This window comes from Saccharomonospora azurea NA-128, assembly GCF_000231055.2.
GTDB classification, from domain to species: Bacteria; Actinomycetota; Actinomycetes; order Mycobacteriales; family Pseudonocardiaceae; genus Saccharomonospora; species Saccharomonospora azurea.
Map to the genome: position 1 here is coordinate 907,728 of NZ_CM001466.1, position 21,820 is coordinate 929,547.

Sequence of the window (21,820 nt, forward strand, 5' to 3'; positions counted from 1 at the left end):
GCCGCGCTGGAGTCGCCCGCCCTCGGCGCGGCACTGGCGCCCGTGGGTGCCGCCGTCGCGTACTCGCGCGTGCACACGGGCGTGCACTGGCCCAGCGACATCGGGGCGGGCGCCGCGATCGGTGTGCTCGTCGCCCTGGCGACCCGGCACTGGTGGCCGTTGCACACCGACACTCCGGCACACACCGCCCATCCCGCCGACGCACCGGCCCTGCCCGACGGCGAGGACCTCCTCACCGTGGTGAACCCGTTCTCCGGTACTCCCCCGGAGGATCCGACGGCCTCGATCCGCGGGCTCTGGCCCCGCACCGTCATCGTGCACCCCGACGAGGGCCGGGACCTGCGCGCCCAGCTCACCGACGAGATCCGGCGACGGTCCGGCCACGTCCGGGCGCTCGCCGTGGCCGGTGGCGACGGCACCGTGGCGGCGGTGGCCTCGGTGGCCGCCGAAACCGGCCTTCCGCTCGCCCTCATCCCGTCGGGAACGCTCAACCACTTCGCGCGCGACGTCGGCCTGCGTCACCACACCGACACGGACGCGGCCGTCCGAGCGGGAGACGCCGTCGGCATCGACCTCGGCGAGATCGAGATCCACGGCGACGAGGGCACCACCCGCCGCTGGTTCGTGAACACAGCGAGTCTCGGCGGCTACCCGGAGATGGTGCGGCTGCGCGAAAAGATCGAGGAGCGCCATCCGAAGTGGCCTTCGGCCGTCATCGCCATGGTGCGCACGCTCCGGCACGCCCGCCCGCTGCGGATCCGCCTCAACGGCGAGCCGCTGCTCGTGTGGATGTTGTTCGTGGGCAACGGCACCTACGCCCCGAAGGGCGTCATCCCGTCGCGCAGGCCCGCACTCGACACCGGTCTGCTCGACGTGCGGTACCTGCGCGCCGACCGGCCGTACTCCCGCGCACGGTTCCTGCTCGCCGTCATCACCAACACGCTGGGCACCAGTCACGTCTACACGCAACAAGACCTGGCGGCGGTGGACGTCACGATCCTGGACGGCAATCGACGCATCGCGACCGACGGTGAGGTGGGTCCGCTCGGTTGGCGGTTCCGGTTCCGTTCCCGGCCGAGCGCCCTGTCGGTCTACCGGCCCGTCCGAACGTCTCCGTGACGGCCGGACGGTCTCAGGCCGAGGCCCACCGGGTCACTCGCAGTTCGTCGCCGACGGACACCTTCCCGGCCCGGGTGACCGCGAACCGGGCACCGAAGACGACCCCGCCGGGGATCCTCCGGTACTCCGCCAACGTGCGCAGAGGCTCGGGCCCCCGACGCTGCCCGGTGTCCTGGTCGACCGTGGTCACGGCACACCGGATCGCGACCTTCGCGAAGCCGAGTTCGGCTCCTCCGATCTCGACCCGGCGCACCTGGTCCTCGACGTGGGGCTCCGCCCACCCGTCGATCACGACGTTGGGCCTGAAGCGGTCCATCGGCAGAGCGGGCAGGCCCTTCGCGGACAGCCGGCCGTTGAGTTCGTCGAGGCTGCGTGTGGACACCGCGAGCACCGCGGTGCTGTCGGCGAACCCGGCCGTGCCCGCGGTCTCGCCGCCGGTCTCGCGGTGGTGCTCCGGCGGCACCCGCACCAGTCGGCACGGCCGCCCCAGGAGCGTCGCGAACCAGTCCGCGGCCTGTTCACCCTGGTCGACGCCGGTGAAGGGCTCACCGTGGACGCGCACGGCGCTGCGTGGCCGCGCCTGGCCCGTGTCGACGAGCAGGTCGAGCGGTTCGATCTCCGGAGCGGTCAACGTCAGCCGCGTACCGTCGTCGGTGAGCCGGGGTTGCACCACGGCCAGCCGCGGGTCCTTGCGCTGGCTGACGAACTGCCCGTCGGGGTCCACGACCATGAAGGTGCGGTCGGGACCCAACCCGGCGGACCCGAGAGCGGCCTGCGACACCTCGACCCCGGCGCAACCCTTGACCGGGTAGTGGAACAGTGCCGCGACGTTCGCCACCGGAAACGTCAGCTCTTCTCGCCGTCGGAGCCGGACGAGTCGGCGCTCTCCGACGACGCCTCGCCCTGCTGGGTGCTCGGCATCAGAGCTTCGAGCGCGGCCCCGGTGATCCGGCGGAACTTGCGGCCCGGACGCTCCCGGTCGAGCACCGCGACTTCCAGCTTGCTCGCGTTGAGCTCGTTGCTTCCCGCCGAGCCCGTTGACGCGGAGGTGTTGGCCGGCGTGGCACGCAGCGCCTCGATCGCCACGGCCAACGCGGCGTTCAACTCCATCCCGTCGCTGTAGGTGTCCTTCAGCTTCGCGTTGATGGCGTCGGTCTGGCCGCCCATGACCACGTACTTCGGCTCGTCCATCACGATCGACCCGTCGTAGGTGAGCCGGTAGAGCTCGTCCTCGTCGGAGTTGTCCCCCACCTGGGCCACGCAGATCTCCACCTCGAACGGCTTGAGCTGCTCGGTGAAGATGGTGCTCAGCGTCTGCGCGTACACGTTGGCCAGCGCCCGCGCGTTGACGTCGCGGCGGTCGTACATGTACCCCTGCAGGTCGACGTGCCGGATACCTCCCCGCCGCAGGCTCTCGAACTCGCTGTAGCGACCCACCGCGGCGAACCCGATGCGGTCGTAGATCTCGGACACCTTGTGCAGCGTGGGCGACGGGTTCTCGGCCACGAACAGCACACCGCCCCGGTACTTCAGCACGACCACGCTGCGTCCCCGGGCGATGCCCTTACGAGCGAGCTCCGAACGCTCGCGCATCAACTGCTCTGGTGAGGCGTACAGCGGCATCGTCACTGGCGTTGGCTCCGCTCTGCTCGATCGACTGGAGGATTGCGTGTTCCGGCGGCCGCGGACGGCCGCCGGGTGATCACCGTCAGCCCAGGCGGCCCGGTCGTTCGGACCGTTCCCGGACGATCGCCTGCGCGAGCGCGGCGGTCTCGGACTCAGGCAGCAGCACCGCGCCGTGCTCGGCGGTGATCGTCACCACGGTGGGATAGATGTTGCGCACCAGATCCGGGCCTCCGGTGGCGGTGTCGTCGTCGGCCGCGTCGTAGAGCGCCTCGATCGCCGCCCGCACGGCGGACTCGGAGTCCGCCTCGGGGTCGTACAGCTTCTTCAGCGACGACTTGGCGTACACCGAACCCGAGCCGATGGCGTGGTACCCGGCGTTCTCCTCGTACCGGCCGCCCGTCACGTCGAACGACACGATCCGCCCGGCCCGTTTCGGGTCGGTGGCGTCGATGTCGTAGCCCACGAACAACGGCAGGACGGCCAGTCCGGCCATCGCGACGTCGAGGTGGCCCTTCACCATGTTCGCGAGCTTGTTGGTCTTGCCATCCAGGGACAGCGAGACCCCTTCGATCTTCTCGTAGTGGGCGAGCTCCACCGTGTAGAGCCGCACGAGTTCGAGCGCGATTCCCGCGGTGCCCGCGATTCCGACCGCCGAATAGGTGTCGGTGACGTACACCTTCTCCAGGTCCCGGCTGGCGATCGTGTTGCCCGCGGTGGCCCTGCGGTCACCCGCGATCAGCACCCCGCCGTTGAACGTCGACGCGACGATCGTGGTGCCGTGCGGCGGTTCGAACCGGCTGTGGGGAGCCGGAGCTCCTTCCACGCGGGTGCGCGGCAGGAGCTCCGGCGCCTGCACCTTGAGGAAGTCGACGAAGGACGACGTCGTGGACGACAGGTAGGCAGCGGGCAGCGAGGCGCCCGCGTTGCGCGGCGTGTGTTCCATGCGTGCTCGTGGTTCCCCTCGATGAGGATGAACAGGACAACAGTGCTCATCGACCGCTTGCTTGATCGACAAGCCTAGAAGATGGCCGCGCGACCGCTACTGGCCGCCCTTCTGCACGTAGGCACGCACGAAGTCCTCCGCGTTCTCCTCCAGCACGTCGTCGATCTCGTCGAGGATCGTGTCGACGTCCTCGCCGAGCTTCTCCCGTTGCTCCTGGCCTGCGGGGGCGCCGGTGTCGACGTCGTCGTCGCTGTCGCCGCCGCCGCCGTGCTTTTCGATGCGTTCCTGAGCCATGTTCGCCTCCCGATCGGGCCGCTTGGTTCTAGCCTACCCAGAGTCGCCGACATCCGGAGCCTTCGTCACCGGCGTGGCCGAGCGTCGACGATCGTCCTCTCGCTCCCGTGGCCGGTCAGCCGCCCGAGGTCAACGCCTCCACGAGTTCCTCGGCGGTCTCGGCCTGGTCGAGCAACGCACCCACGTGAGCCTTGGTGCCCCGCAACGGTTCGAGCGTCGGGATCCGCACGAGGGACTCCCTGCCCACGTCGAAGATCACCGAATCCCAGGACGCCGCCGCGATCGACGCCGCGTACTTCTCCAGCGTCCGGCCGCGGAAGTAGGCGCGGGTGTCCGCGGGCGGCGTGATCATCGCCGCCTGCACCTCCTCCTCGGTGACGAGGCGTTTCATCGAGCCCCGCGTCACGAGGCGGTTGTACAGGCCCTTGTCCAGCCGCACGTCCGAGTACTGCAGGTCCACCATGTGCAGGCGCGGCGCCGCCCACCCGAGCGAGTCGCGCTCGCGGTAGGCCTCCAGCAGGCGCAGTTTCGCGGGCCAGTCGAGCCGGTCCGCGCAGTCCTGCGGGTCGCGGACGAGGTCGTCGAGGATCTCGCCCCACAACCGCAGCACCTCCTTGGACTGCTCGTCCGCTCCGACGCGCTCGAGGTGCTGCGCGGCGAGCTCGTGGTAGGCGTACTGCAGGTCGAGCCCGGTGTACTTCCGGCCGTTGGCGAGCTCCACGGTGGTCTTGAGAGTGGGGTCGTGGCTGATCTCGTGCACCGCGCGCACGGGCTCGTCGAGCTTGAGCTCCTCGAACCGCATGCCGTGCTCGATCATGTCGATCACCAGCGCGGTCGACCCCAGCTTGAGGTACGTGGCGTACTCCGCCAGGTTCGCGTCCCCGATGATCACGTGCAGCCTGCGGTACTTGTCCGCGTCCGCGTGGGGTTCGTCGCGCGTGTTGATGATGCCGCGCTTCAGCGTCGTCTCGAGCCCGACCTCCACCTCGATGTAGTCGGCCCGCTGCGACAGCTGGAAGCCCGGCTGTTCGCCCTGCTGCCCGATTCCGACCCGGCCCGAACCGGCGAACACCTGGCGGGAGGCGAAGAACGGCATCAGTCCGGCGATCACCGCCGTGAACGGCGTGGACCTCGCCATGAGGTAGTTCTCGTGCGTGCCGTAGCTCGCGCCCTTGCCGTCGACGTTGTTCTTGTAGAGCTGCAACGGCGACTGCCCGGGCACCGTCGCGGCGCGGCGAGCCGCCTCCTCCATCACCCGCTCGCCCGCCTTGTCCCAGATGACGGCGTCCCGGGCGTTGGTCACCTCGGGTGCCGAGTACTCGGGGTGGGCGTGGTCGACATAGAGCCGGGCACCGTTCGTGAGGATCACGTTGGCGGCCCCGAGGTCCTCCATGTCCGGGTCCTGGTTCTGCTGGGTCGGTCCGGCGAGGTCGAAACCCCGCGCGTCGCGCAGCGGCGACTCCACCTCGTAGTCCCATCGAGCACGACGGGCCCGCGGGATGTCCGCGGCCGCCGCGTAGGCCAACACCACCTGGGTGGACGTCAACACCGGGTTCGCGGTCGCATCACCCGGTACCGCGATCCCGTACTCCACCTCGGTTCCCATGATCCGGCGCATACCCCAAGCCTACGGGTCGTGGACGCAAAAGCCCCGACGAAAAGCGGTCGCGGACGGATAACGGCGGATTCCGCTCGACTCCGGGGCCGACTCACCGCCACGCCAACGACGAGCGGTCCGCCCAGTACCGCTCCGGCGACACCGCCACGGCGGCGAGCGCCTCCAGCTCGGCCACGGGCAGCTCCAGGGCCGCCGCCGCGAGGTTGGATCGCAGCTGGTCCACGCTCGCCGGACCGAGCAGGACGACGTCCGCCCACGGCTGGGCGTACACCGCCGCGACCGCGAGCGCGTCGGTGCCGATGCCGTGCCGACGCGCCGTCTCGGCGACCTCGGCGGGCGGGTCGACCGCCAGCCTGCCGTTGGCCAACGTCTCCTTCACCTGGACGAGCGCCCCGGCGTCGTGGGCCTCCCGCAGCGCGGTCCCCACCGAGGGTTCCAGCAGGTTCCAGGTCGACTGGACGGCGGTGAACACCGGACTCCCGTGCACCGTCAGCTCCAGAGCCCGCCGCACGGTGTCGGCCTGCTTCGGCCCCGACGTCGAGAACCCGACCCGCACGCCCGTGTCGGCCAGCGCCGCGAGCGCCTCGAGCAGGGCGGGATCGTCGAACAAGGGGCTGTCCGGTGTCAGGGAGTGCACCTGGTAGAGGGACACGACGTCGCCCAGGCCCGTCCGGGTCTGTTCCCACTGCTCCTCGAAGCGGGCCAGCGAGTGTTCCTTCACCTCGTGCACGTCGGCGTCGAGCCGCCACTGCCCGACGTAGGTGTATCCCCACTTGCTCGACACGATCACGTCGTCCGGGCGCCGCTCGGCCAGCCACGCCGCGAGGAACTCCTCGGCACGTCCGTACGACCTCGCGGCGTCCACCCTGCGCACACCGGCGGCGTAGGCGGCGTCCAGCACCGCGAACGTGCGCTCGCGCAACGTGTCCACATCACGGTGCGCGGGCAGCGCCGACTCGCGCCCGAGGTTGATGTAGGCAGGTCTGCCGAGCGCGGCGAGCCCCACCGCCGTGCGTGCCAGAGTGTCCATGGCCGCCACCGTAGTCGCCCGGGGCGTCATCCCGGTCCCATGCGCCGGCGCATGAGTTCGAGGAACTGCTCGGACGACAGCACCTCGCGGTGCAGCTTCTCCAGCCGGGCCGCGGGGGCCCGGACGTAGCCCTTGCCGAACACCGGCGCGATCTGGCGCAGACTCGCCCCCGCCTCTCGGGCCGCGAGCAGAGTCCAGTCGGACGCGTTCGCACACGCCGTCGACGCCTGCCGCAACTGCCCCAGCAGCTCGATGAGCGCGGGCGCGTCCAGCTCTCCCGCACGGGCCGCCTCGGCCGCCCGCTCCAGCCACGCCAGGACGTCGGCCGCCGTGATGGGCGCCGTCACCGACCCGGCGGGCTCGGCGGGTTCCGAGGACGACGTCGTCTCGGGGCGGGACACTGATTGCTCTGCCATGCGCCCGAGCGTATAGGGCGTTATACAACCGACTCGGCGCGACACGCCGTGCGATCCGCGGATCGACACGGCACGGGGCTCCCGCGGCGAGCCCGCAGGCCACCGCGGGAGCCCCGCCGGAGGATCAGAGGTACTGACCCGTGTTGGTCGCCGTGTCGATCACCCGTCCGGACTCCTGGTTCTTGCCCGTGACGAGCGTGCGGATGTAGACGATCCGCTCGCCCTTCTTGCCCGAGATCCGTGCCCAGTCGTCCGGGTTGGTCGTGTTGGGCAGGTCCTCGTTCTCGGCGAACTCGTCGACGATCGCGTCGAGCAGGTGCTGCACCCTCAGCCCGGGCTGCTCGGTCTCCAGCACCGACTTGATCGCCGACTTCTTCGCCCGGTCGACGATGTTCTGGATCATCGCACCGGAGTTGAAGTCGCGGAAGTACAGCACTTCCTTGTCCCCGTTGGCGTACGTGACCTCCAGGAACCGGTTCTCGTCGGTCTCCTCGTACATGCGCTCGACCGTGTTCTGGATCATCGCGTCGATCGTGGCCTCCCGATCGCCACCGAACTCCCGCAGGTCGTCGGCGTGGATCGGAAGGTCGGGCGTCAGGTACTTCGAGAAGATGTCCTTCGCACCCTCGGCGTCCGGCCGCTCGATCTTGATCTTCACGTCGAGCCGTCCCGGCCGCAGAATCGCCGGGTCGATCATGTCCTCGCGGTTGGAGGCGCCGATGACGATGACGTTCTCCAACCCCTCGACACCGTCGATCTCCGACAGCAACTGCGGCACGATCGTGGTCTCCACGTCGGACGACACACCGCTGCCTCGCGTCCGGAAGATCGACTCCATCTCGTCGAAGAACACGATCACCGGGGTGCCGTCGGACGCCTTCTCCCGCGCCCTCTGGAAGATCATCCTGATGTGGCGCTCGGTCTCGCCCACGAACTTGTTGAGCAGCTCGGGGCCCTTGATGTTGAGGAAGTAGGACTTCGCGTCCGCCGCTCCCCGAGCCGCGGCCACCTGCTTGGCGAGCGAGTTGGCCACCGCCTTGGCGATCAGCGTCTTCCCGCATCCCGGCGGCCCGTAGAGCAGCACACCCTTGGGCGGGCGCAGCTGGTACTGCGTGTAGAGGTCGGCGTGGAGGAACGGCAGCTCGACCGCGTCCCTGATCTGCTCGATCTGCCGGAACAGGCCACCGATGTCCTCGTACCGCACGTCCGGGACCTCTTCCAGCACGAGGTCCTCGACCTCGGCTTTGGGCACCCGCTCGTAGGCGTACCCGGCCTTGGAGTCGACGAGGATCGAGTCGCCCGACTTGAGGGTCTGCTCGGCCAACGGGTCGGCCAACCAGACCACCCGCTCCTCGTCGGCGTGGCCGACCACGAGCGCGCGGGCACTGCCACCCTCGGTGTCCGGCGCCAGCATCTCGCGCAGGGTGCACACCTCACCCGTGCTCTCGAAGCCACCGCTCTCGACCACGGTCAGCGCCTCGTTGAGCCGGACACTCTGCCCACGCCGCAGCTCCTCGACGTCCACGGAGGGAGACACGGCCACGCGCATCTTCCGCCCCGAGGTGTACACGTCCACGGTGTTGTCGTCGTAGGCGCCGACGAACACGCCGTAACCGCTGGGAGGTTGCGCGAGTCGGTCGACCTCCTCCCGCAGCGCCAGCAGCTGGCTCCGCGCCTCACGCAGAGTCTCGACCAGCTTGTTGTTGCGCTCGGTGAGCTGACTCACCCGCTCGTTCGCCTCGGCCAGCTGCTGCTCGAGCAGCCGGCTCTGACGGGGCGAGTCGGTGAGCTTGCGACGGAGCAGCGCCACCTCCTCCTCGAGAAAGCGGATCTGACGCGCCTGCTCGCTCGACGGGATGTCCGTGCCTCCGGCTCCGCTCATCTCAGAGTCGGCCTCCTCGTGCCGACCTCCGGGAAGGTCGTGTTGCATTTCGGCACCTCCTCGGAATGCATTTCTTTCCACGGTACCGGCGATCACCGACATGAAAAGCCCTATCCGTGTCACGGAATCGGCGCGTCGTCCGGTTGCGGCGGAGTACCCGCTCACCGTCGGCGCGACTCCGCCATGCGGGCCTCATCCGCATGTCACAACGGCAGTGACACCACGTGACGAGGCAGGTGGGCAGAGGTAGGCCGTTCGGGATTCCGACACCCGGGCGTGTAAAAATTCCGTTTACTGCGTTCTTTAGGATTCTCTCGACCCGCCGAGCACTCGGCGGCGCGATCGAGGAAGGGACGTCGTGACTTCTCCCCCACCCCAGTACCCGGGCGGCCAGCCGGGTTTTCCCGACCAATCGGGCGGTTTCGGTCAGCAGGGCCACCCCGGCCAGCAGGGCTACCCGCAGCCCTATCCCGGCCAGCAGGGCTACCCACAGCAGGGTCAGCCCCAGCAGGGCTACCCCGGACAGCAGGCCTCCCCGCAGCAGGGCTACCCGGAGCAGCAGGGCCAGTTCCCGTACCAGGGACAGCCCGGACAGCAGCCGCCCGGCGCCTGGAACGCGGGTCCCCAGTTCGGACAGCAGCCCGGGGGAGGCCCGGCACCGAAGAAGAAGACCGGCCTCATCATCGGCATCGTCGTCGCGGTCGTGCTCCTGGCCGGTGGTGGCGTCACGGCGTTCCTGCTGCTGAGCGGCGACAGTCGGAGCGACAAAGAGCAGGTCACCGAGCTCGCGGACAAGGCGGTGGACGCTTTCAGCGCGCGGGACGCCGACATGCTGAACGACATCTCATGCGGCACCGTCGAGGGCGACCCGAGCAACGTTCCGGAAGGCGCGTACCTGGAGCGGCGTGGTGAGGTCACCATCAAGGGCAACATGGCGACGATTCCGATGGCCAAGGGCATTGTCGGAGACCGGAGCGAGGAAGGAGAGATCATAGCTCGCAAGCAGGGCGGCGAGTGGTGCCTTGAAGTCTCCTGACGACCGGTGACCGTGGTCCGGCGGTTGTGCTCCAGCAGTCGAGTCGTCACTTCGAAAACCCGACGGCCTACCGCGGACACGGTCGTGGTAGGCCTTTCTCCTGTCGCGAACGTGCCGGTGGGCTGGAGTGCCGCTCAGCCTCGGCTGGGCCTGCGCTGCGGACGGGGCGGTGTGACCCCGTCCGCGAGCCGCCGCGTGGTCACGAGGAAGGCCGTGTGCCCGATCATGCGATGCTCCGGGCGCACGGCCAGCCCGACCACGTGCCAGGGCCGCACGAGCGTTTCCCAGGCTTCCGGCTCGGTCCAGCACTTCTGCTCGCGCAACGCCTCCACGAACGTCGACAGCTGCGTCACCGTGGCCACGTAGCCCACCAGCACACCGCCGGGGACGAGCGCCTCCGAGACGGTCGGCAGCACCTCCCACGGGGTCAGCATGTCGAGCACCACGCGGTCGACCTCACCGGTGTGCGTCGCGAGGTCGTCGACGTGCAGCGTCCAGTTCGACGGGCGCTCGCCGAAGAACTTCTCCACGTTGCGGACGGCGTGCTCGGCGTGGTCGGGCCGCACCTCGTACGACGTGACACTGCCCTCCGGGCCGACGGCGCGCAGCAACGAGCACGTCAGCGCACCGGAACCCGCGCCGGCCTCCAGCACCCTCGCCCCGGGGAACATGTCTCCCCACATCACGATCTGGGCGGCGTCCTTCGGGTAGATGACCTGCGCCCCACGCGGCATCGACAGCACGTAGTCGGGCAGCAACGGTCGCAGCGCGAGGTAGGAGGTGCCCTGCGTCGAGGTGACGACCGAGCCCTCGGGCGCTCCGATCAGCGCGTCGTGCGGCACCGCCCCACGGTGCGTGTGGTATTCCTGTCCCTCCGCCAGGACGATCGTGTAGTGCCGTCCCTTCGGATCGGTCAACTGCACCCGGTCACCCGCGCGAAACGGCCCTGCTGACACCGCACCTCCAGTCCACACTCGCCCGCGGACGTGGGGCGAGAACCGCAGGCGATCGTCGCAGACCTGCCCGACGGCCCCGTCACCCGGTCCGGAACGACCGGTTCGGCGCCGCCTCGTACTCCCCTGGCGCGGCGAGCGCGCTGTGCACGTCCTCCAGACACAGGACCCCTGTCGGCCGTCCCTCGCCGTCCACGACGAGGAACTGCCACGTCCCCACCGTGCTGACGTGCCGGGCGACGTCGTCGGGCGAGTCGGACGTGAGCAGGACGGTCTCCGCGCGGATCGGTTCCGCGGCCAGCTCCGCCGGCGACTGCGGTTCGGCCGACGCCAGCCGCACGGCGGCCTCCTCGTCCAGCAACCCGGCCGCCACGCCGTCCGCCCTGACCAGCACGACACCGCGTCCGGCGGACGCGGCGAGCGCCGCCGACACCGGGCTCTCGGCGGGCAGTTGCAGGACCGGGCGCATGAGGTCGGTCACGGACAGCCCCTCCGGCCACGCCCTCCGGTCGTCCGAGCCGAACTCCGCGGTGGCGCCCATCGCCACGAACCACGCGGTCACGACACCCACTCCGAGCCGCAGCCAGCGGTCGTCGCTGTCCTGCGCCAGTCCCCACAGCGCCCAGACCAGCAGACTCACCGCCACGAGCGCGCCACCCACGACCGCCACGCGCGTCCCTATCGAGCGCGCGCCGTGGACCGCCCACACACCGGCCCGCAGCAGCCGGCCCCCGTCGAGCGGGAGACCGGGCAGCAGGTTGAACACGCCGACCGCGGCGTTGGCCACCGCGCACTGCGCCACGAGGAGCCACGTGGCACCACCACCGGGTACCGCCAGAAGCAGCAACCAGCACGCGGCCGCCAACGCGAGCGACACCGCGGGCCCGGCCACGGCGATCAACGCCTCCTGGGCGGGACGGCGTGGCGAGCGCACCACCTCCGACAGCCCACCCAGCAGGAACAGGCGAACCCGCCGCACCGGCACTCCCAGCCGCAACGCCACCACGCAGTGCCCGAGTTCGTGGGCCAGCACCGAGATTCCGAGCAGCACGGCGAACGCCGCCGCCAGCACAGCGGACAGCGTCAGGTCGGCCCGGGGCAGCAGTGCCGACACCAGCGGGGTGTAGAGCACCACGACGAGCAGTGATCCGAACCACCACGACGGCGCGAGCAGCACGGGGACGTCCCCGACTCGAAAGAGCAGCATGCCGCCGTCCGCGGAGTTCGCACTCCGGGACCGGCCGCTGCTGTACTCGCTCGTCGCGCGCACTCGTCGAGGGTAGAACGCACCGTGTTCAAAGCCCGTGATGTCCCGCGTGTCGGTGGCGACTCCGGCCGTCGGCGGACGCGCCGGGCCGCCACGGGGCCACGACGATGTCGTAGGGTCCGGTTACGCTGCCCGGCATGGCGAACGGCAGTACGACCACCGGCACGGCGAGCGCCACCGAGACCGCCACGGAGACCGCCACCGCGACGGCCACCGAGTCGACCGCCGCCGCGGCCCCGCGCACGGAGGTGCGCCGCCCGGCGCTGTCCCCGTCGAGGGCCGGCGACTTCAAGCAGTGTCCGCTGCTCTACCGCTTCCGCGCCGTGGACCGCCTCCCCGAGACGCCCACGAAGGCGCAGGTGCGCGGCACCCTGGTGCACTCGGTGCTGGAACGGCTGTTCGCGCTCCCCCGAGGCGACCGAACCCCCGAGGCCGCGAGAGAGCTCCTCCGTCCTACCTGGTCGGAACTCTCCGAGGAGAGTCCGGAGTGGATGGAGATCTTCACCGACCCGGTTTCCGCGGAGGAGGTCGCCGAATGGCTCACGTCGGCGGAGAAGCTGCTCGACTCGTACTTCGAGCTGGAGGACCCGCGCACCCTCTCCCCGGAGGCGTGTGAGCTCCACGTCGAGACCGAACTGGACTCCGGAGTGCTGCTGCGGGGCTACATCGACCGCCTCGACGTCGCTCCCACCGGCGAGATCCGGGTCGTGGACTACAAGACCGGAGCCGCGCCGAGACTCATCGGTGAGGCGAAGGCGATGTTCCAGATGAAGTTCTACGCCGTCGTGCTCTGGAGGCTGCGCGGAGTGGTTCCGCGGCAACTGAAGCTGCTGTACCTGAGCGACGGTCAGGCCCTCGCGTACACGCCGGACGAGCCGGAACTCGCGCGGTTCGAACGGACGCTGGAGGCCATCTGGCAGGCGATCCTGCGTGCCGGGCGCACGGGTGACTTCCGCCCCAACCCGAGCAAGTTGTGCGGCTGGTGTTCGCACCAGGACCTGTGCCCGTCGTTCGGCGGCACCCCACCGGACTATCCGGGCTGGCCCGAACCCGACCCCGGTGAGGAATCGGCCCTCGATCGCGCGGACTGACCGCGTCGGCGAACGGAGTGAGACGACTTCCGATGGAAACCTTCTACCTGTCCCAGGGTGACGGACGCTACCTCCCCACCCAGCACACGGCCGGCCCGTGGACCCCGGACGCGCAGCATTTCGGCCCACCCTCGGCTCTGCTGGTGCGCGAACTCGAGTCCCTGCCGGACGACGACGAGCGCAAGCTCGCCAGAGTGACGGTGGAGATCCTGGGTCCCGCACCGTTGTCGGAGCTCACCGTCTCCTCCGAGGTGGTCCGGTCCGGCCGGTCGGTGGAGCTGCTGTCGGCCACCCTGGCGGCCGACGACCGCGTGGTGGCGCGCGCGTCCGCGTGGCGGCTCGCCGTCAGCGACACCACGGAGGTCTCCACCACACCCACCTCCACCACACCCACCTCCGTGCTGCCGTCGGTCGACGAGTGCGCGCCCGCCGAGTGGCCGGACGGGTGGCTCGGCGGGTACCTCGACGCCATGGAGTGGCGCGCTGCACGGGGAGCCGTCACCACCGCCGGACCCGCCGCCGTCTGGGCCCGCCAGCGGGTGGCGCTCGTGGACGACGAGCAGCCGAGCCCGCTGCAACGCGTGTTCACCGTCGCCGACTCCGGCAGCGGGGTGTCCCAGGAGTTGGACCCGCGGCACTGGCTGTTCATCAACACCGAACTGACCGTGCACGTGCAGCGCGAGCCGGTGGGCGAGTGGATCGGACTCGACGCCGCGACAACTGTGGGGCCTCGGGGCACCGCGACCGCGCGCAGCACGCTCCACGACGGGGAGGGGCCGGTCGCGGCGGGAGCGCAGGCACTGTTGGTGCGCCGCCGCTGAGGGCTCCACCGAACTCTTTCGGTGACACGGAGCTGACTTTCGCGACATTGATCCACTAACCTGCTCGGAGATCACGAGACGGGAGCTGGGGCACTGTGCAGATCACTTCGGTGGTCAACCAGAAGGGTGGGGTCGGCAAGACGGCCCTGAGCGTCGGGACAGCCGCCGCCCTGGCCGAGCGCGGGCGACGGGTGCTGCTCATCGACCTCGACCCCCAGGGACACGCCACCACCGAGATGTTGGGGCTGGCGGAACCACCTCCGGAGGCGCCGAGCCTCGCCAAGGCCCTGACCAAGACCTGGCGAGGGCCGATCGAGGAACTGGTGATCGCCCACCCTCGGGCCAAGGTCGGCCGAGGCGGCGCGTTCGACGTGATCCCGACCTCGCCCGGCATGTTCGACCTGATCCGGCGGCTCGACCAGTTCCGCGTGCCCGGATGGCAGCTGGCGAGGGTCATCCAGTTCGCGAACTACGACCACGTCGTCATCGACTGCCCGCCCGCGCTGGACGTGCTGACGAACAACGCGCTCGTGGCGAGTCACGGCGTGCTGGTGCCGGTGCAGCCCGACCGCACGAGCATCCGCGCTCTGCGGCTGATGCGCGAGCAGATCGGCTACCTGGAGGCGGCGGTGGGACGGCCACCGCTGGTCTACCACGGTCTCGTTCCGGGTCTGTACCGCAGGCCGGTCTCCGCGTACGCGGCGGCGGCCTTGCGGGAGCTCGAGAGCTTCGACATCCCGGTCCTGGCCCACGTGCCCCTGGGCGTGGTGGTGAACGAGGCCGCGTCCCGCGGGATCCCGGTCACCACGTTCGCTCCGGAGACCGCTCAGGCCGCCGCGTTCCGGGAGATCGCCCGGGTCCTCGACACGGGTGCGGCCGCCGAGGCCACCCCACCGAACCCGCCGGAGCAGGAGTTCGTCTTCGAGGAGTTCATCGCCGAGGTGTCGAGTGCCCGCTCGGCCAACGACAGCGGTGCCCGCCGCAAACTCTACGACCTCCTGCCGAAACGGCACCGCCCCAGCTGATCTGCCGGAGCGGTGCCGTTCGGTGCCGTTCGGTGGCTCAGAGACGGCTGGCGCGGATGTCGGAGGCGAGCACCGCCCGCGCTCCGACGGCGGCGAGCTCGTCCATGATCGCGTTGACGCGTTTGCGAGGCACCATCGCCCGCACCGCGACCCAGTCGGTGTGCGCGAGCGGCGACACCGTCGGCGACTCCAGGCCCGGGGTGATGGCCGTGGCCTTGTCCAGCAGGTCCCGCGGGCAGTTGTAGTCGAGCATCATGTACTGCTGCGCGAACACCACGCCCTGCAGTCGTGCGGTGAGCTGGGCGATCTTCGGCGACTTCTCACCGTCCCTGCGATGCACGAGAACCGCCTCGGACACGCAGATCGGGTCGCCGAAGGCCACGAGGTTGTGTTGCCGCAGAGTGCGACCCGAGCCGACGACGTCGGCGATCACGTCAGCCACACCGAGCTGGATCGAGATCTCCACGGCCCCGTCCAGGCGGATGACCTCGGCCTCGACGCCGTGCCGGGCGAGGTCGTCCCGCACCAGCCTCGGGTACGACGTGGCGAGGCGCTTGCCCTGCAGGTCGACGACCGACCACTCGCGGCCCGCCGGAGCCGCGTAGCGGAACGTGGAGCCACCGAAACCGAGCGACAGCGTCTCGTCCACCGGAGCACCCGAATCGAGCGCGAGGTCGCGGCCCGTGATTCCGAGGTCCAGCTCCCCCGAGCCCACGTAGATCGGGATGTCCTTCGGCCGGAGGAAGAAGAACTCGACGTCGTTCGCGGGGTCGGGCACGGTCAGATCGCGCTGCTCATGTCGCTGCCGATAACCCGCCTCAGCGAGCATCTCCGACGCCGGCCCCGCCAGCGCTCCCTTGTTCGGCACTGCGACCCGCAGCATGTTGGTGTCCTTCCTCACTGACCGTTCTGACACGACGCCGTGATCGGGCACGGCTCGCACCGTTCACTCTCACCGGTGCGTGGTGCTCGGCGCCACCCGCTGACGCGAGACGGCGCTCACAGGTGGCGGTAGACGTCCTCGAGCGTGAGCCCCCGGCCCAGCATGAGCACCTGGACCCGGTACAGCAGCTGGGAGACCTCCTCCGCCAGCCGCTCGTCCGACTCGTACTCGGCGGCGATCCAGACCTCGCCGGCCTCTTCCAGCACCTTCTTGCCCTGCGCATGGACTCCGGCCGCCAGCGCCTCGACGGTGCCCGATCCTTCGGGGCGGGTGCGGGCCCGCTCGGTCAACTCGGCGTACAGCTCGTCGAAGGTTTTCACGGCTAGGATCCTCCCATCCTGCGCCCCTTTCCCGTCGAGCGACCCAGTGGCCCCCCGCGGGAACAGAGCGGGGCCAGACGGAGTTGACTTGTCCGACGACATCCACTTTGCTGAATTCGACTCGTCACCGTGCGACAACGAAAGGTCGTGGTATGGAGAACGAGAGGCTTCCGGGCGAAAATGCCGGCTCGCGGTCCCGGAAAAGGCATTTCGACGTGCGGTTACCCGAGCAGGTCAAGCGCATCGACCAGGACACGGAGTACTGCTCCGTCCTGCTGGACGGCGAGTGGCAGAAGATCCGTTTCCACGATTACGATCGGATCTTCGCCATTCCCGGACTGTACGAACAGCTATTCCACGACATTCTCGACTGCCGTTCCCCGGACGTCGTGGGCAAGCTGCTGAAAGAGGAACTCCAGCGCGACAATGTGAGTCCTTCGTCACTTCGAGTACTCGACCTCGGCGCGGGCAACGGACTCGTGGGCGCGCAGATGCGCACCGTGGGTGCCGGATATCTCGTCGGCGTGGACATCATCCCGGAGGCCCGGGACGCGGCACTGCGCGACCGGCCGGAGGTCTACGACGACTACCACGTGCTCGACATGACCGACCTGACGGAGCAGGACCGGGCCACGCTGGCGCGGCACCGGTTCACCGCGTTGTCGTGCGTGGCGGCACTCGGGTACGGCGACATCCCGCCCGAGGCCTTCCGCACCGCCTACAACTTCGTCGCCGACGGCGGATGGATCTCCTTCACCATCAAGGACCGCTTCCTCTCGGAGGGAGACACCTCCGGGTTCGCCCGGCTCATCGAGCGGGCCAAGGAGACCGGCCTCCTCGACGTGCGGATGTCGGAGCGCTACCGGCACCGGCTCAACGTCCGTGGTGAGCCACTCCACTACGTCGCCGTGGTGGGCAGGAAGCAGGCCGACATGCCCGCCGACCTGCTGTCCTGACCGACTCCGCGAGCGCCGCCGAACCACCTCAGACGGAGCGCGCGAGCTCCGCGAGGGTTGGGACGTCGACGCCCACGAGCGACGAACGGAACACCCGACGCCTCCCGGGCTGCACCGGCACCTCGTGGGGAACCACGAGGACAGTGCAGCCCGCGGCGGCTGCGGACTCCGCCCCCACGGGCGAGTCCTCCACCGCGACACAGCGTGCGGGATCGACTCCCAACAGTCGCGCCGCCCGGAGATAGGGCTCGGGGTGCGGCTTGTTGAGCCCGTCCACCTCGTCCCCGCAGACCGTCACGTCGAACATGTCGTGGCCGATGGTGCGCAACGCCAGCTCGGTGAGCTCCCGCTCGGTCGAGGTCACCAGAGCCGACGGCACGCCCGCCGCGCGCACGGCGAGCAGGGCGTCCCTCGCCCCGTCACGCCATGGGATCGCGTCGGCGAACAACGTCTTGATCCGGTTCCGGATCCAGTCGGACACCTCGGCGATGGCGGCGTCGTCGGCCGGCTTACCGGACGCCTCCAACAACGAGCGGGACGTCACCGCCATGTTCGCGCCGACGAGCGCGGACCTCTGCTCGGGCGTCAGCGTTCCACCCAACCAGTCCACCGCCCCGTACAGGGCGACCGTCCACAACTTCTCCGAATCGACGAGCGTCCCGTCCATGTCCCAGAACACGGCAGCGACATCGTCCACAGCGGACTCCTCGTCCACGTCATCTCCTCGGTCCTCGAATCGATCGGCGTCGATACCGGCCACGCTGCCCGCCGACAACGCGCGTCACCTCGTCGGGATGACGGCAAGCGTTCCCCGACAGCCTACGGTGAGCGAAACCCCCTTCCGACCCGGCCGTTCACGCCGGATCGTGCGCGAACATCGACGAACACCGACGCATGCCGGAATCACCCGCGCTGCGCCGTAGGCTTGTGGGTGTGAGCACGCCCTTCGACGAGACGACACAGGAGCGGTCCGCCCCGAAGCCGGTGATGGTGCTGGCTTTCGAGGGCTGGAACGATGCCGGTGACGCGGCCACCACCGCTGTCGAGCACCTGCAGCTGAACTGGGACGCCAAGCCGCTGGCGGAGATCGACCCGGACACCTACTACGACTTCCAGGTCAACCGCCCCACCGTGCGCCTGGTGGACGGCGTCACGAGACGCGTCGAATGGCCGACGACCCGGCTCGCGGTGTGTCGGCCGGAGGGCTACGACCGCGACATCGTTCTGGTGCACGGCCCCGAACCGAACATGCGGTGGCGAGCGTTCTGCGAGGAGCTGCTCGCCCACGTCGACCGGCTGGAGGTGTCCAGCGTCGTCACTCTCGGTGCACTCCTGGCCGACACAGCGCACACCCGCCCCGTCCCGGTCAGCGGCACCGCGTATGACGCCGACGCGGCGGCTCGGTTCGGTCTGGAGCGCAGCCGCTACGAGGGCCCCACGGGCATCGTCGGGGTGTTCCAGGACGCGTGTGTCCAGGCTGGGGTGCCCGCCGTCTCCGTCTGGGCGGCCGTCCCGCACTACGTGTCGCATCCGCCGTCGCCCAAGGCCACCCTGGCCCTGTTGCGGAAGCTGGAGGACGTCCTCGACGTCCGCATCCCCCTGGGCGCGCTGCCCGAGCAGGCCGAGGAGTGGCAGCAGACGGTCACGGAGATGACCGACGAGGACGACGAGGTGAGCGAGTACGTGCGCAGCCTGGAGGAGCGGGGCGACGCCGAACTCGTGCTCGACGAGAACAGCGGCGACAAGCTCGCCGCCGAGTTCGAACGCTACCTGCGCAGACACGGCCGCGGCGGCACCGCGGGAGACGGCGGCTCCTCGGGCCCGCCCGGCCGCTGACGCCGCCCGCCCCGCGTCACAGCAGGCGCCGCACCGGCACCGGGCCCCGCGCACGACGACGCCATTCCCTCGGATAGCCGAGGGAGACCTCTTCGAAGCGGACCCCGTCGACCGTCGTGGTGCGCGGGATGTGGAGGTGCCCGTAGACAGCGAGCTCGGCGCGGTACTGCACGTGCCAGCGCTCCGTCTCCCGGGTGCCGCACCAGAGCACGAACTCGGGGTAGATGAGCGGCTCGGTGGGGTGCCGGTGCAGCGGCCAGTGCGAGACCAGCACGGTGCCGTGGTCCTGCGGGATCTCGGCCAGCCGCTTCTCGCTGTACTCCAGCCGTCGCGCGCACCACTCCTGCCGGTTCGGATACGGGTCGTGGTGGAGCAGGAACTCGTCGGTGCAGACGACACCGGCTTCGCGCGCCTGTCGTAGCGCCTCGGCGACGGAGACACCCTCGGCGGGAGCGGCACGCCAGCTGTAGTCGTAGAGCACGAACAGCGGCGCGACGGTCAGCGGCCGCTCGGCGTGCGGCCACACGGGGAAGGTGTCCTCGGGGGTGCACACGTCGATCTCGCGGCAGCGTCGCACCAGTTCCCGGTACCGCTGCTCCCCGCGATGCTGGTCGGGATCCTGCGCGGTGGTCCACAGCTCGTGGTTGCCGGGCACCCACACCACCGTGGCGAACCGCTCCCGCAGCCTGGCGAGGGTGTCGACGACCGTTCCCATCCGCTCACCCACGTCGCCGGCGACGATCAGCCAGTCGTCGGGGCTCTCCGGGGTGATCTGGTCCACGAAGGGTTCGTTCCCCTGGTGCGTGACGTGCAGATCGCTGGTCGCGTACAAGTTGGGCACGCGCCCACGGTAGCCGTGCACACCGGCGGCCAGGCAGAGACTCCGAGAAACCTGTGGCAGCAGTTCGGCGGGCTCGATATAGTCGATTCCGCCATGAAGAACTGACACCGAGTCCGCACCCGCGTCCGAGGCCGAGCCCGGCGGGTGGTCACCCTTCGTCGACGGGTCGGTGTCCTCATGTCTTCGTCTCTTTCCCTTCGTGTTCGCGACCTCACGTTCTCCTACCCCGACCGGGTCGTGTTCGACGGACTGAACCTGACCGTCGGAGCAGGCCGCCGGATCGGCCTGGTCGGCGAGAACGGCGTGGGCAAGTCGACGCTGTTGCGCCTGCTGGCCCGGCAGCTCCCGCCGCAGGCGGGCGAGATCGAGGGCGGCGGGGACATCGGCTTCCTGCATCAGGAGCTGCCGTTTCCGCCCACGGCGCTGATCTCCGACGTCCTCGACGACGCGCTGCGCGAGATCCGGGCGGCGCTCGCGCGGCTCGACGTGCTCGCCGAACGTCTGCAGGACGATCCGGACGAATCCGCACTGCTCGACGAGTACGGCCGGGTGCTGGAGTGGGCGCAGGCCCACGAGGCCTGGGACGCCGATCGCCGGGCGGACCTGGTTCGCGCCGGGCTGGGACTGTCGGCGCTCGCCCCGAGTCGCCCGCTTCACACGCTGTCCGGAGGCCAGCGCTGCCGACTCGCCCTCGCCGCACTGCTGATCCGCGCACCGCGGACCCTGCTGCTGGACGAACCGACGAACCACCTCGACGACGACGCTCTGACCTTCGTGGAGAAACACCTGTCGTCGGTGTCCGGCATCGTGGTGCTCTCGTCGCACGACCGCGTGTTCCTCGACGCGGTGTGCACCGACATCGTCGACCTGGATCCGGCGCTGGGCGGTCCGACCCGCTACGGCGGCGCGTATTCCGAGTACCTGGAACACAAGCGTGCCGAACGCGCCCGCTGGGAACAGCGCTATGCGGAGGAGCAGCGGCAGCTGAAGGAGCTACGCCACGCGGTGCACGTCACCGCCCGGCAGGTGTCGCCGAACCGGGCGCCGCGCGACAACGCGAAGATGGCCTACGACTACGCGGGCGGGCGCGTGCAGAAGCAGGTCTCCCGACGGGTCAGGGCCGCCCGGCTGCGACTGTCCGAACTCGAGCGCGACCAGGTACGCCGACCACCGCGGCCGCTCCGGTTCACCGGCGACCTCGACGCCGACCTCGGAGAACCACGCCGGCTCCTCGCCGCACGGGACGTGGCCGTCGCCGGACGCCTGGCGGCGGTGTCCGAACTGGACGTCCACGTCGGTGACGGCTCCACGTCCCGGCTGCTGGTCACGGGAGGCAACGGTGCGGGCAAGTCCACGCTGCTGTCGGTCCTCGCCGGACGCCTCACCCCTACGCGGGGCACGGTCGAGCGTGCCCGAGGCGTGCGGGTGGGACTGCTGGAGCAGGACGTGAGCTTTCCCGACCCCACGCGGACACCCCGGCAGCTCTACGACACCGCGAACCGCGATCGCCCCGCTCCTCCACTGACGTCGTTGGGGCTGCTCGCGCCCCGAGAGCTGGACCGGCCCGTCGGGGCACTGTCCGTCGGGCAACGACGGCGGGTGGCGCTCGCACTGCTCATCGCCCACCCACCGCACGTGCTGCTGCTCGACGAACCGACCAACCACCTCTCGCTGACGCTGGCCGAGGAGCTGTTCGAGGCGCTCGACACCGCCGCCCCCGCGGTGGTGCTGGCCTCACACGACCGTTGGCTCCGCCGCCGGTGGAGCGGTGCGGAACTCGCCCTGCGCCCCGTGTGACGCCGG

22 protein-coding genes are annotated in these 21,820 nt (G+C 70.0%); 8 read left to right on the forward strand and 14 right to left on the reverse strand.

The genetic code is table 11. The annotated features are described in order from the left end of the window. Window positions 1-1,119: bifunctional phosphatase PAP2/diacylglycerol kinase family protein (locus tag SACAZDRAFT_RS04055; protein WP_005438957.1), on the forward strand; the 1,119-nt coding region annotated here is incomplete at its 5' end. A 13-nt stretch (window positions 1,120-1,132) separates the two neighbouring features. Here the strand turns inward: SACAZDRAFT_RS04055 and SACAZDRAFT_RS04060 are convergent. The 8 genes from SACAZDRAFT_RS04060 to arc form a co-directional block, all read right to left on the reverse strand. Further along, window positions 1,133-1,957, reverse strand: a complete 825-nt coding sequence (locus SACAZDRAFT_RS04060) for an MOSC domain-containing protein (protein ID WP_005438958.1) — start codon at window positions 1,955-1,957, stop codon at window positions 1,133-1,135. Between the two features lie 8 nt (window positions 1,958-1,965). Further along, window positions 1,966-2,748: a proteasome subunit alpha gene (gene prcA / locus SACAZDRAFT_RS04065; protein ID WP_005438960.1), complete on the reverse strand. Its 783-nt coding sequence runs from the start codon at window positions 2,746-2,748 to the stop codon at window positions 1,966-1,968. A 79-nt stretch (window positions 2,749-2,827) separates the two neighbouring features. Continuing rightward, window positions 2,828-3,688: a proteasome subunit beta gene (prcB, locus tag SACAZDRAFT_RS04070; RefSeq protein ID WP_005438962.1), complete on the reverse strand. Its 861-nt coding sequence runs from the start codon at window positions 3,686-3,688 to the stop codon at window positions 2,828-2,830. 96 nt (window positions 3,689-3,784) lie between these two features. After that, a complete protein-coding gene (locus SACAZDRAFT_RS04075) occupies window positions 3,785-3,982 on the reverse strand; it encodes a ubiquitin-like protein Pup (protein WP_005438964.1) in 198 nt (65 codons plus the stop codon). A gap of 115 nt (window positions 3,983-4,097) precedes the next feature. Further along, complete coding sequence (gene dop, locus SACAZDRAFT_RS04080; protein WP_005438966.1) at window positions 4,098-5,600, reverse strand: depupylase/deamidase Dop; 1,503 nt, start codon at window positions 5,598-5,600, stop codon at window positions 4,098-4,100. Window positions 5,601-5,691: 91 nt separating this feature from the next. Then, the gene (locus SACAZDRAFT_RS04085; RefSeq protein WP_040927658.1) at window positions 5,692-6,630 is read right to left on the reverse strand and encodes an aldo/keto reductase; all 939 of its coding nucleotides are present in this window, start codon (window positions 6,628-6,630) and stop codon (window positions 5,692-5,694) included. Between the two features lie 26 nt (window positions 6,631-6,656). Next, window positions 6,657-7,046 (reverse strand): hypothetical protein, encoded by a 390-nt coding sequence (locus SACAZDRAFT_RS04090; protein WP_050954333.1) that lies wholly within the window; start codon window positions 7,044-7,046, stop codon window positions 6,657-6,659. 124 nt (window positions 7,047-7,170) lie between these two features. Further along, window positions 7,171-8,976 carry a proteasome ATPase gene (gene arc / locus SACAZDRAFT_RS04095; RefSeq protein ID WP_005438971.1) on the reverse strand — a complete coding sequence of 602 codons (1,806 nt, stop codon included), beginning with the start codon at window positions 8,974-8,976 and terminating at the stop codon, window positions 7,171-7,173. A 310-nt stretch (window positions 8,977-9,286) separates the two neighbouring features. Here arc and SACAZDRAFT_RS04100 point away from each other — a divergent pair, with 310 nt between their 5' ends. Beyond that, window positions 9,287-9,964 carry an Rv0361 family membrane protein gene (locus tag SACAZDRAFT_RS04100; RefSeq protein ID WP_005438972.1) on the forward strand — a complete coding sequence of 226 codons (678 nt, stop codon included), beginning with the start codon at window positions 9,287-9,289 and terminating at the stop codon, window positions 9,962-9,964. 134 nt (window positions 9,965-10,098) lie between these two features. Here SACAZDRAFT_RS04100 and SACAZDRAFT_RS04105 read toward each other — a convergent pair whose 3' ends face one another. Further along, window positions 10,099-10,920 carry a tRNA (adenine-N1)-methyltransferase gene (locus tag SACAZDRAFT_RS04105; protein WP_005438974.1) on the reverse strand — a complete coding sequence of 274 codons (822 nt, stop codon included), beginning with the start codon at window positions 10,918-10,920 and terminating at the stop codon, window positions 10,099-10,101. Between the two features lie 79 nt (window positions 10,921-10,999). After that, the gene (locus SACAZDRAFT_RS04110; RefSeq protein ID WP_005438976.1) at window positions 11,000-12,124 is read right to left on the reverse strand and encodes a site-2 protease family protein; all 1,125 of its coding nucleotides are present in this window, start codon (window positions 12,122-12,124) and stop codon (window positions 11,000-11,002) included. 197 nt (window positions 12,125-12,321) lie between these two features. Between SACAZDRAFT_RS04110 and SACAZDRAFT_RS04115 the strand changes: the two genes are divergently transcribed. From SACAZDRAFT_RS04115 to SACAZDRAFT_RS04125, 3 genes are all read left to right on the forward strand, one after another. Beyond that, complete coding sequence (locus SACAZDRAFT_RS04115) at window positions 12,322-13,275, forward strand: RecB family exonuclease (RefSeq protein ID WP_005438977.1); 954 nt, start codon at window positions 12,322-12,324, stop codon at window positions 13,273-13,275. 32 nt (window positions 13,276-13,307) lie between these two features. Then, window positions 13,308-14,096 carry a thioesterase family protein gene (locus SACAZDRAFT_RS04120; protein ID WP_005438978.1) on the forward strand — a complete coding sequence of 263 codons (789 nt, stop codon included), beginning with the start codon at window positions 13,308-13,310 and terminating at the stop codon, window positions 14,094-14,096. Window positions 14,097-14,191: 95 nt separating this feature from the next. Beyond that, a complete protein-coding gene (locus SACAZDRAFT_RS04125) occupies window positions 14,192-15,121 on the forward strand; it encodes a ParA family protein (protein WP_005438979.1) in 930 nt (309 codons plus the stop codon). 37 nt (window positions 15,122-15,158) lie between these two features. Here SACAZDRAFT_RS04125 and hisG read toward each other — a convergent pair whose 3' ends face one another. Together hisG and SACAZDRAFT_RS04135 are read right to left on the reverse strand one after the other, a co-directional pair. After that, complete coding sequence (gene hisG, locus SACAZDRAFT_RS04130; protein WP_005438980.1) at window positions 15,159-16,004, reverse strand: ATP phosphoribosyltransferase; 846 nt, start codon at window positions 16,002-16,004, stop codon at window positions 15,159-15,161. 116 nt (window positions 16,005-16,120) lie between these two features. Further along, a complete protein-coding gene (locus SACAZDRAFT_RS04135; RefSeq protein ID WP_005438981.1) occupies window positions 16,121-16,384 on the reverse strand; it encodes a phosphoribosyl-ATP diphosphatase in 264 nt (87 codons plus the stop codon). Between the two features lie 152 nt (window positions 16,385-16,536). Here SACAZDRAFT_RS04135 and SACAZDRAFT_RS04140 point away from each other — a divergent pair, with 152 nt between their 5' ends. After that, window positions 16,537-17,340, forward strand: coding sequence for a class I SAM-dependent DNA methyltransferase (locus SACAZDRAFT_RS04140; RefSeq protein WP_005438982.1), 804 nt, complete (start codon window positions 16,537-16,539; stop codon window positions 17,338-17,340). 28 nt (window positions 17,341-17,368) lie between these two features. Here SACAZDRAFT_RS04140 and SACAZDRAFT_RS04145 read toward each other — a convergent pair whose 3' ends face one another. Continuing rightward, window positions 17,369-18,055 carry an HAD family hydrolase gene (locus SACAZDRAFT_RS04145; protein ID WP_005438983.1) on the reverse strand — a complete coding sequence of 229 codons (687 nt, stop codon included), beginning with the start codon at window positions 18,053-18,055 and terminating at the stop codon, window positions 17,369-17,371. A 218-nt stretch (window positions 18,056-18,273) separates the two neighbouring features. Here SACAZDRAFT_RS04145 and SACAZDRAFT_RS04150 point away from each other — a divergent pair, with 218 nt between their 5' ends. Beyond that, window positions 18,274-19,176 (forward strand): PAC2 family protein, encoded by a 903-nt coding sequence (locus SACAZDRAFT_RS04150; protein WP_040927905.1) that lies wholly within the window; start codon window positions 18,274-18,276, stop codon window positions 19,174-19,176. Between the two features lie 16 nt (window positions 19,177-19,192). Here SACAZDRAFT_RS04150 and SACAZDRAFT_RS04155 read toward each other — a convergent pair whose 3' ends face one another. Continuing rightward, complete coding sequence (locus SACAZDRAFT_RS04155) at window positions 19,193-20,017, reverse strand: metallophosphoesterase family protein (protein WP_198283897.1); 825 nt, start codon at window positions 20,015-20,017, stop codon at window positions 19,193-19,195. Between the two features lie 177 nt (window positions 20,018-20,194). Here SACAZDRAFT_RS04155 and SACAZDRAFT_RS04160 point away from each other — a divergent pair, with 177 nt between their 5' ends. Then, window positions 20,195-21,814: an ABC-F family ATP-binding cassette domain-containing protein gene (locus SACAZDRAFT_RS04160; protein WP_005438988.1), complete on the forward strand. Its 1,620-nt coding sequence runs from the start codon at window positions 20,195-20,197 to the stop codon at window positions 21,812-21,814. The last annotated feature ends 6 nt before the right edge of the window (window positions 21,815-21,820 follow it).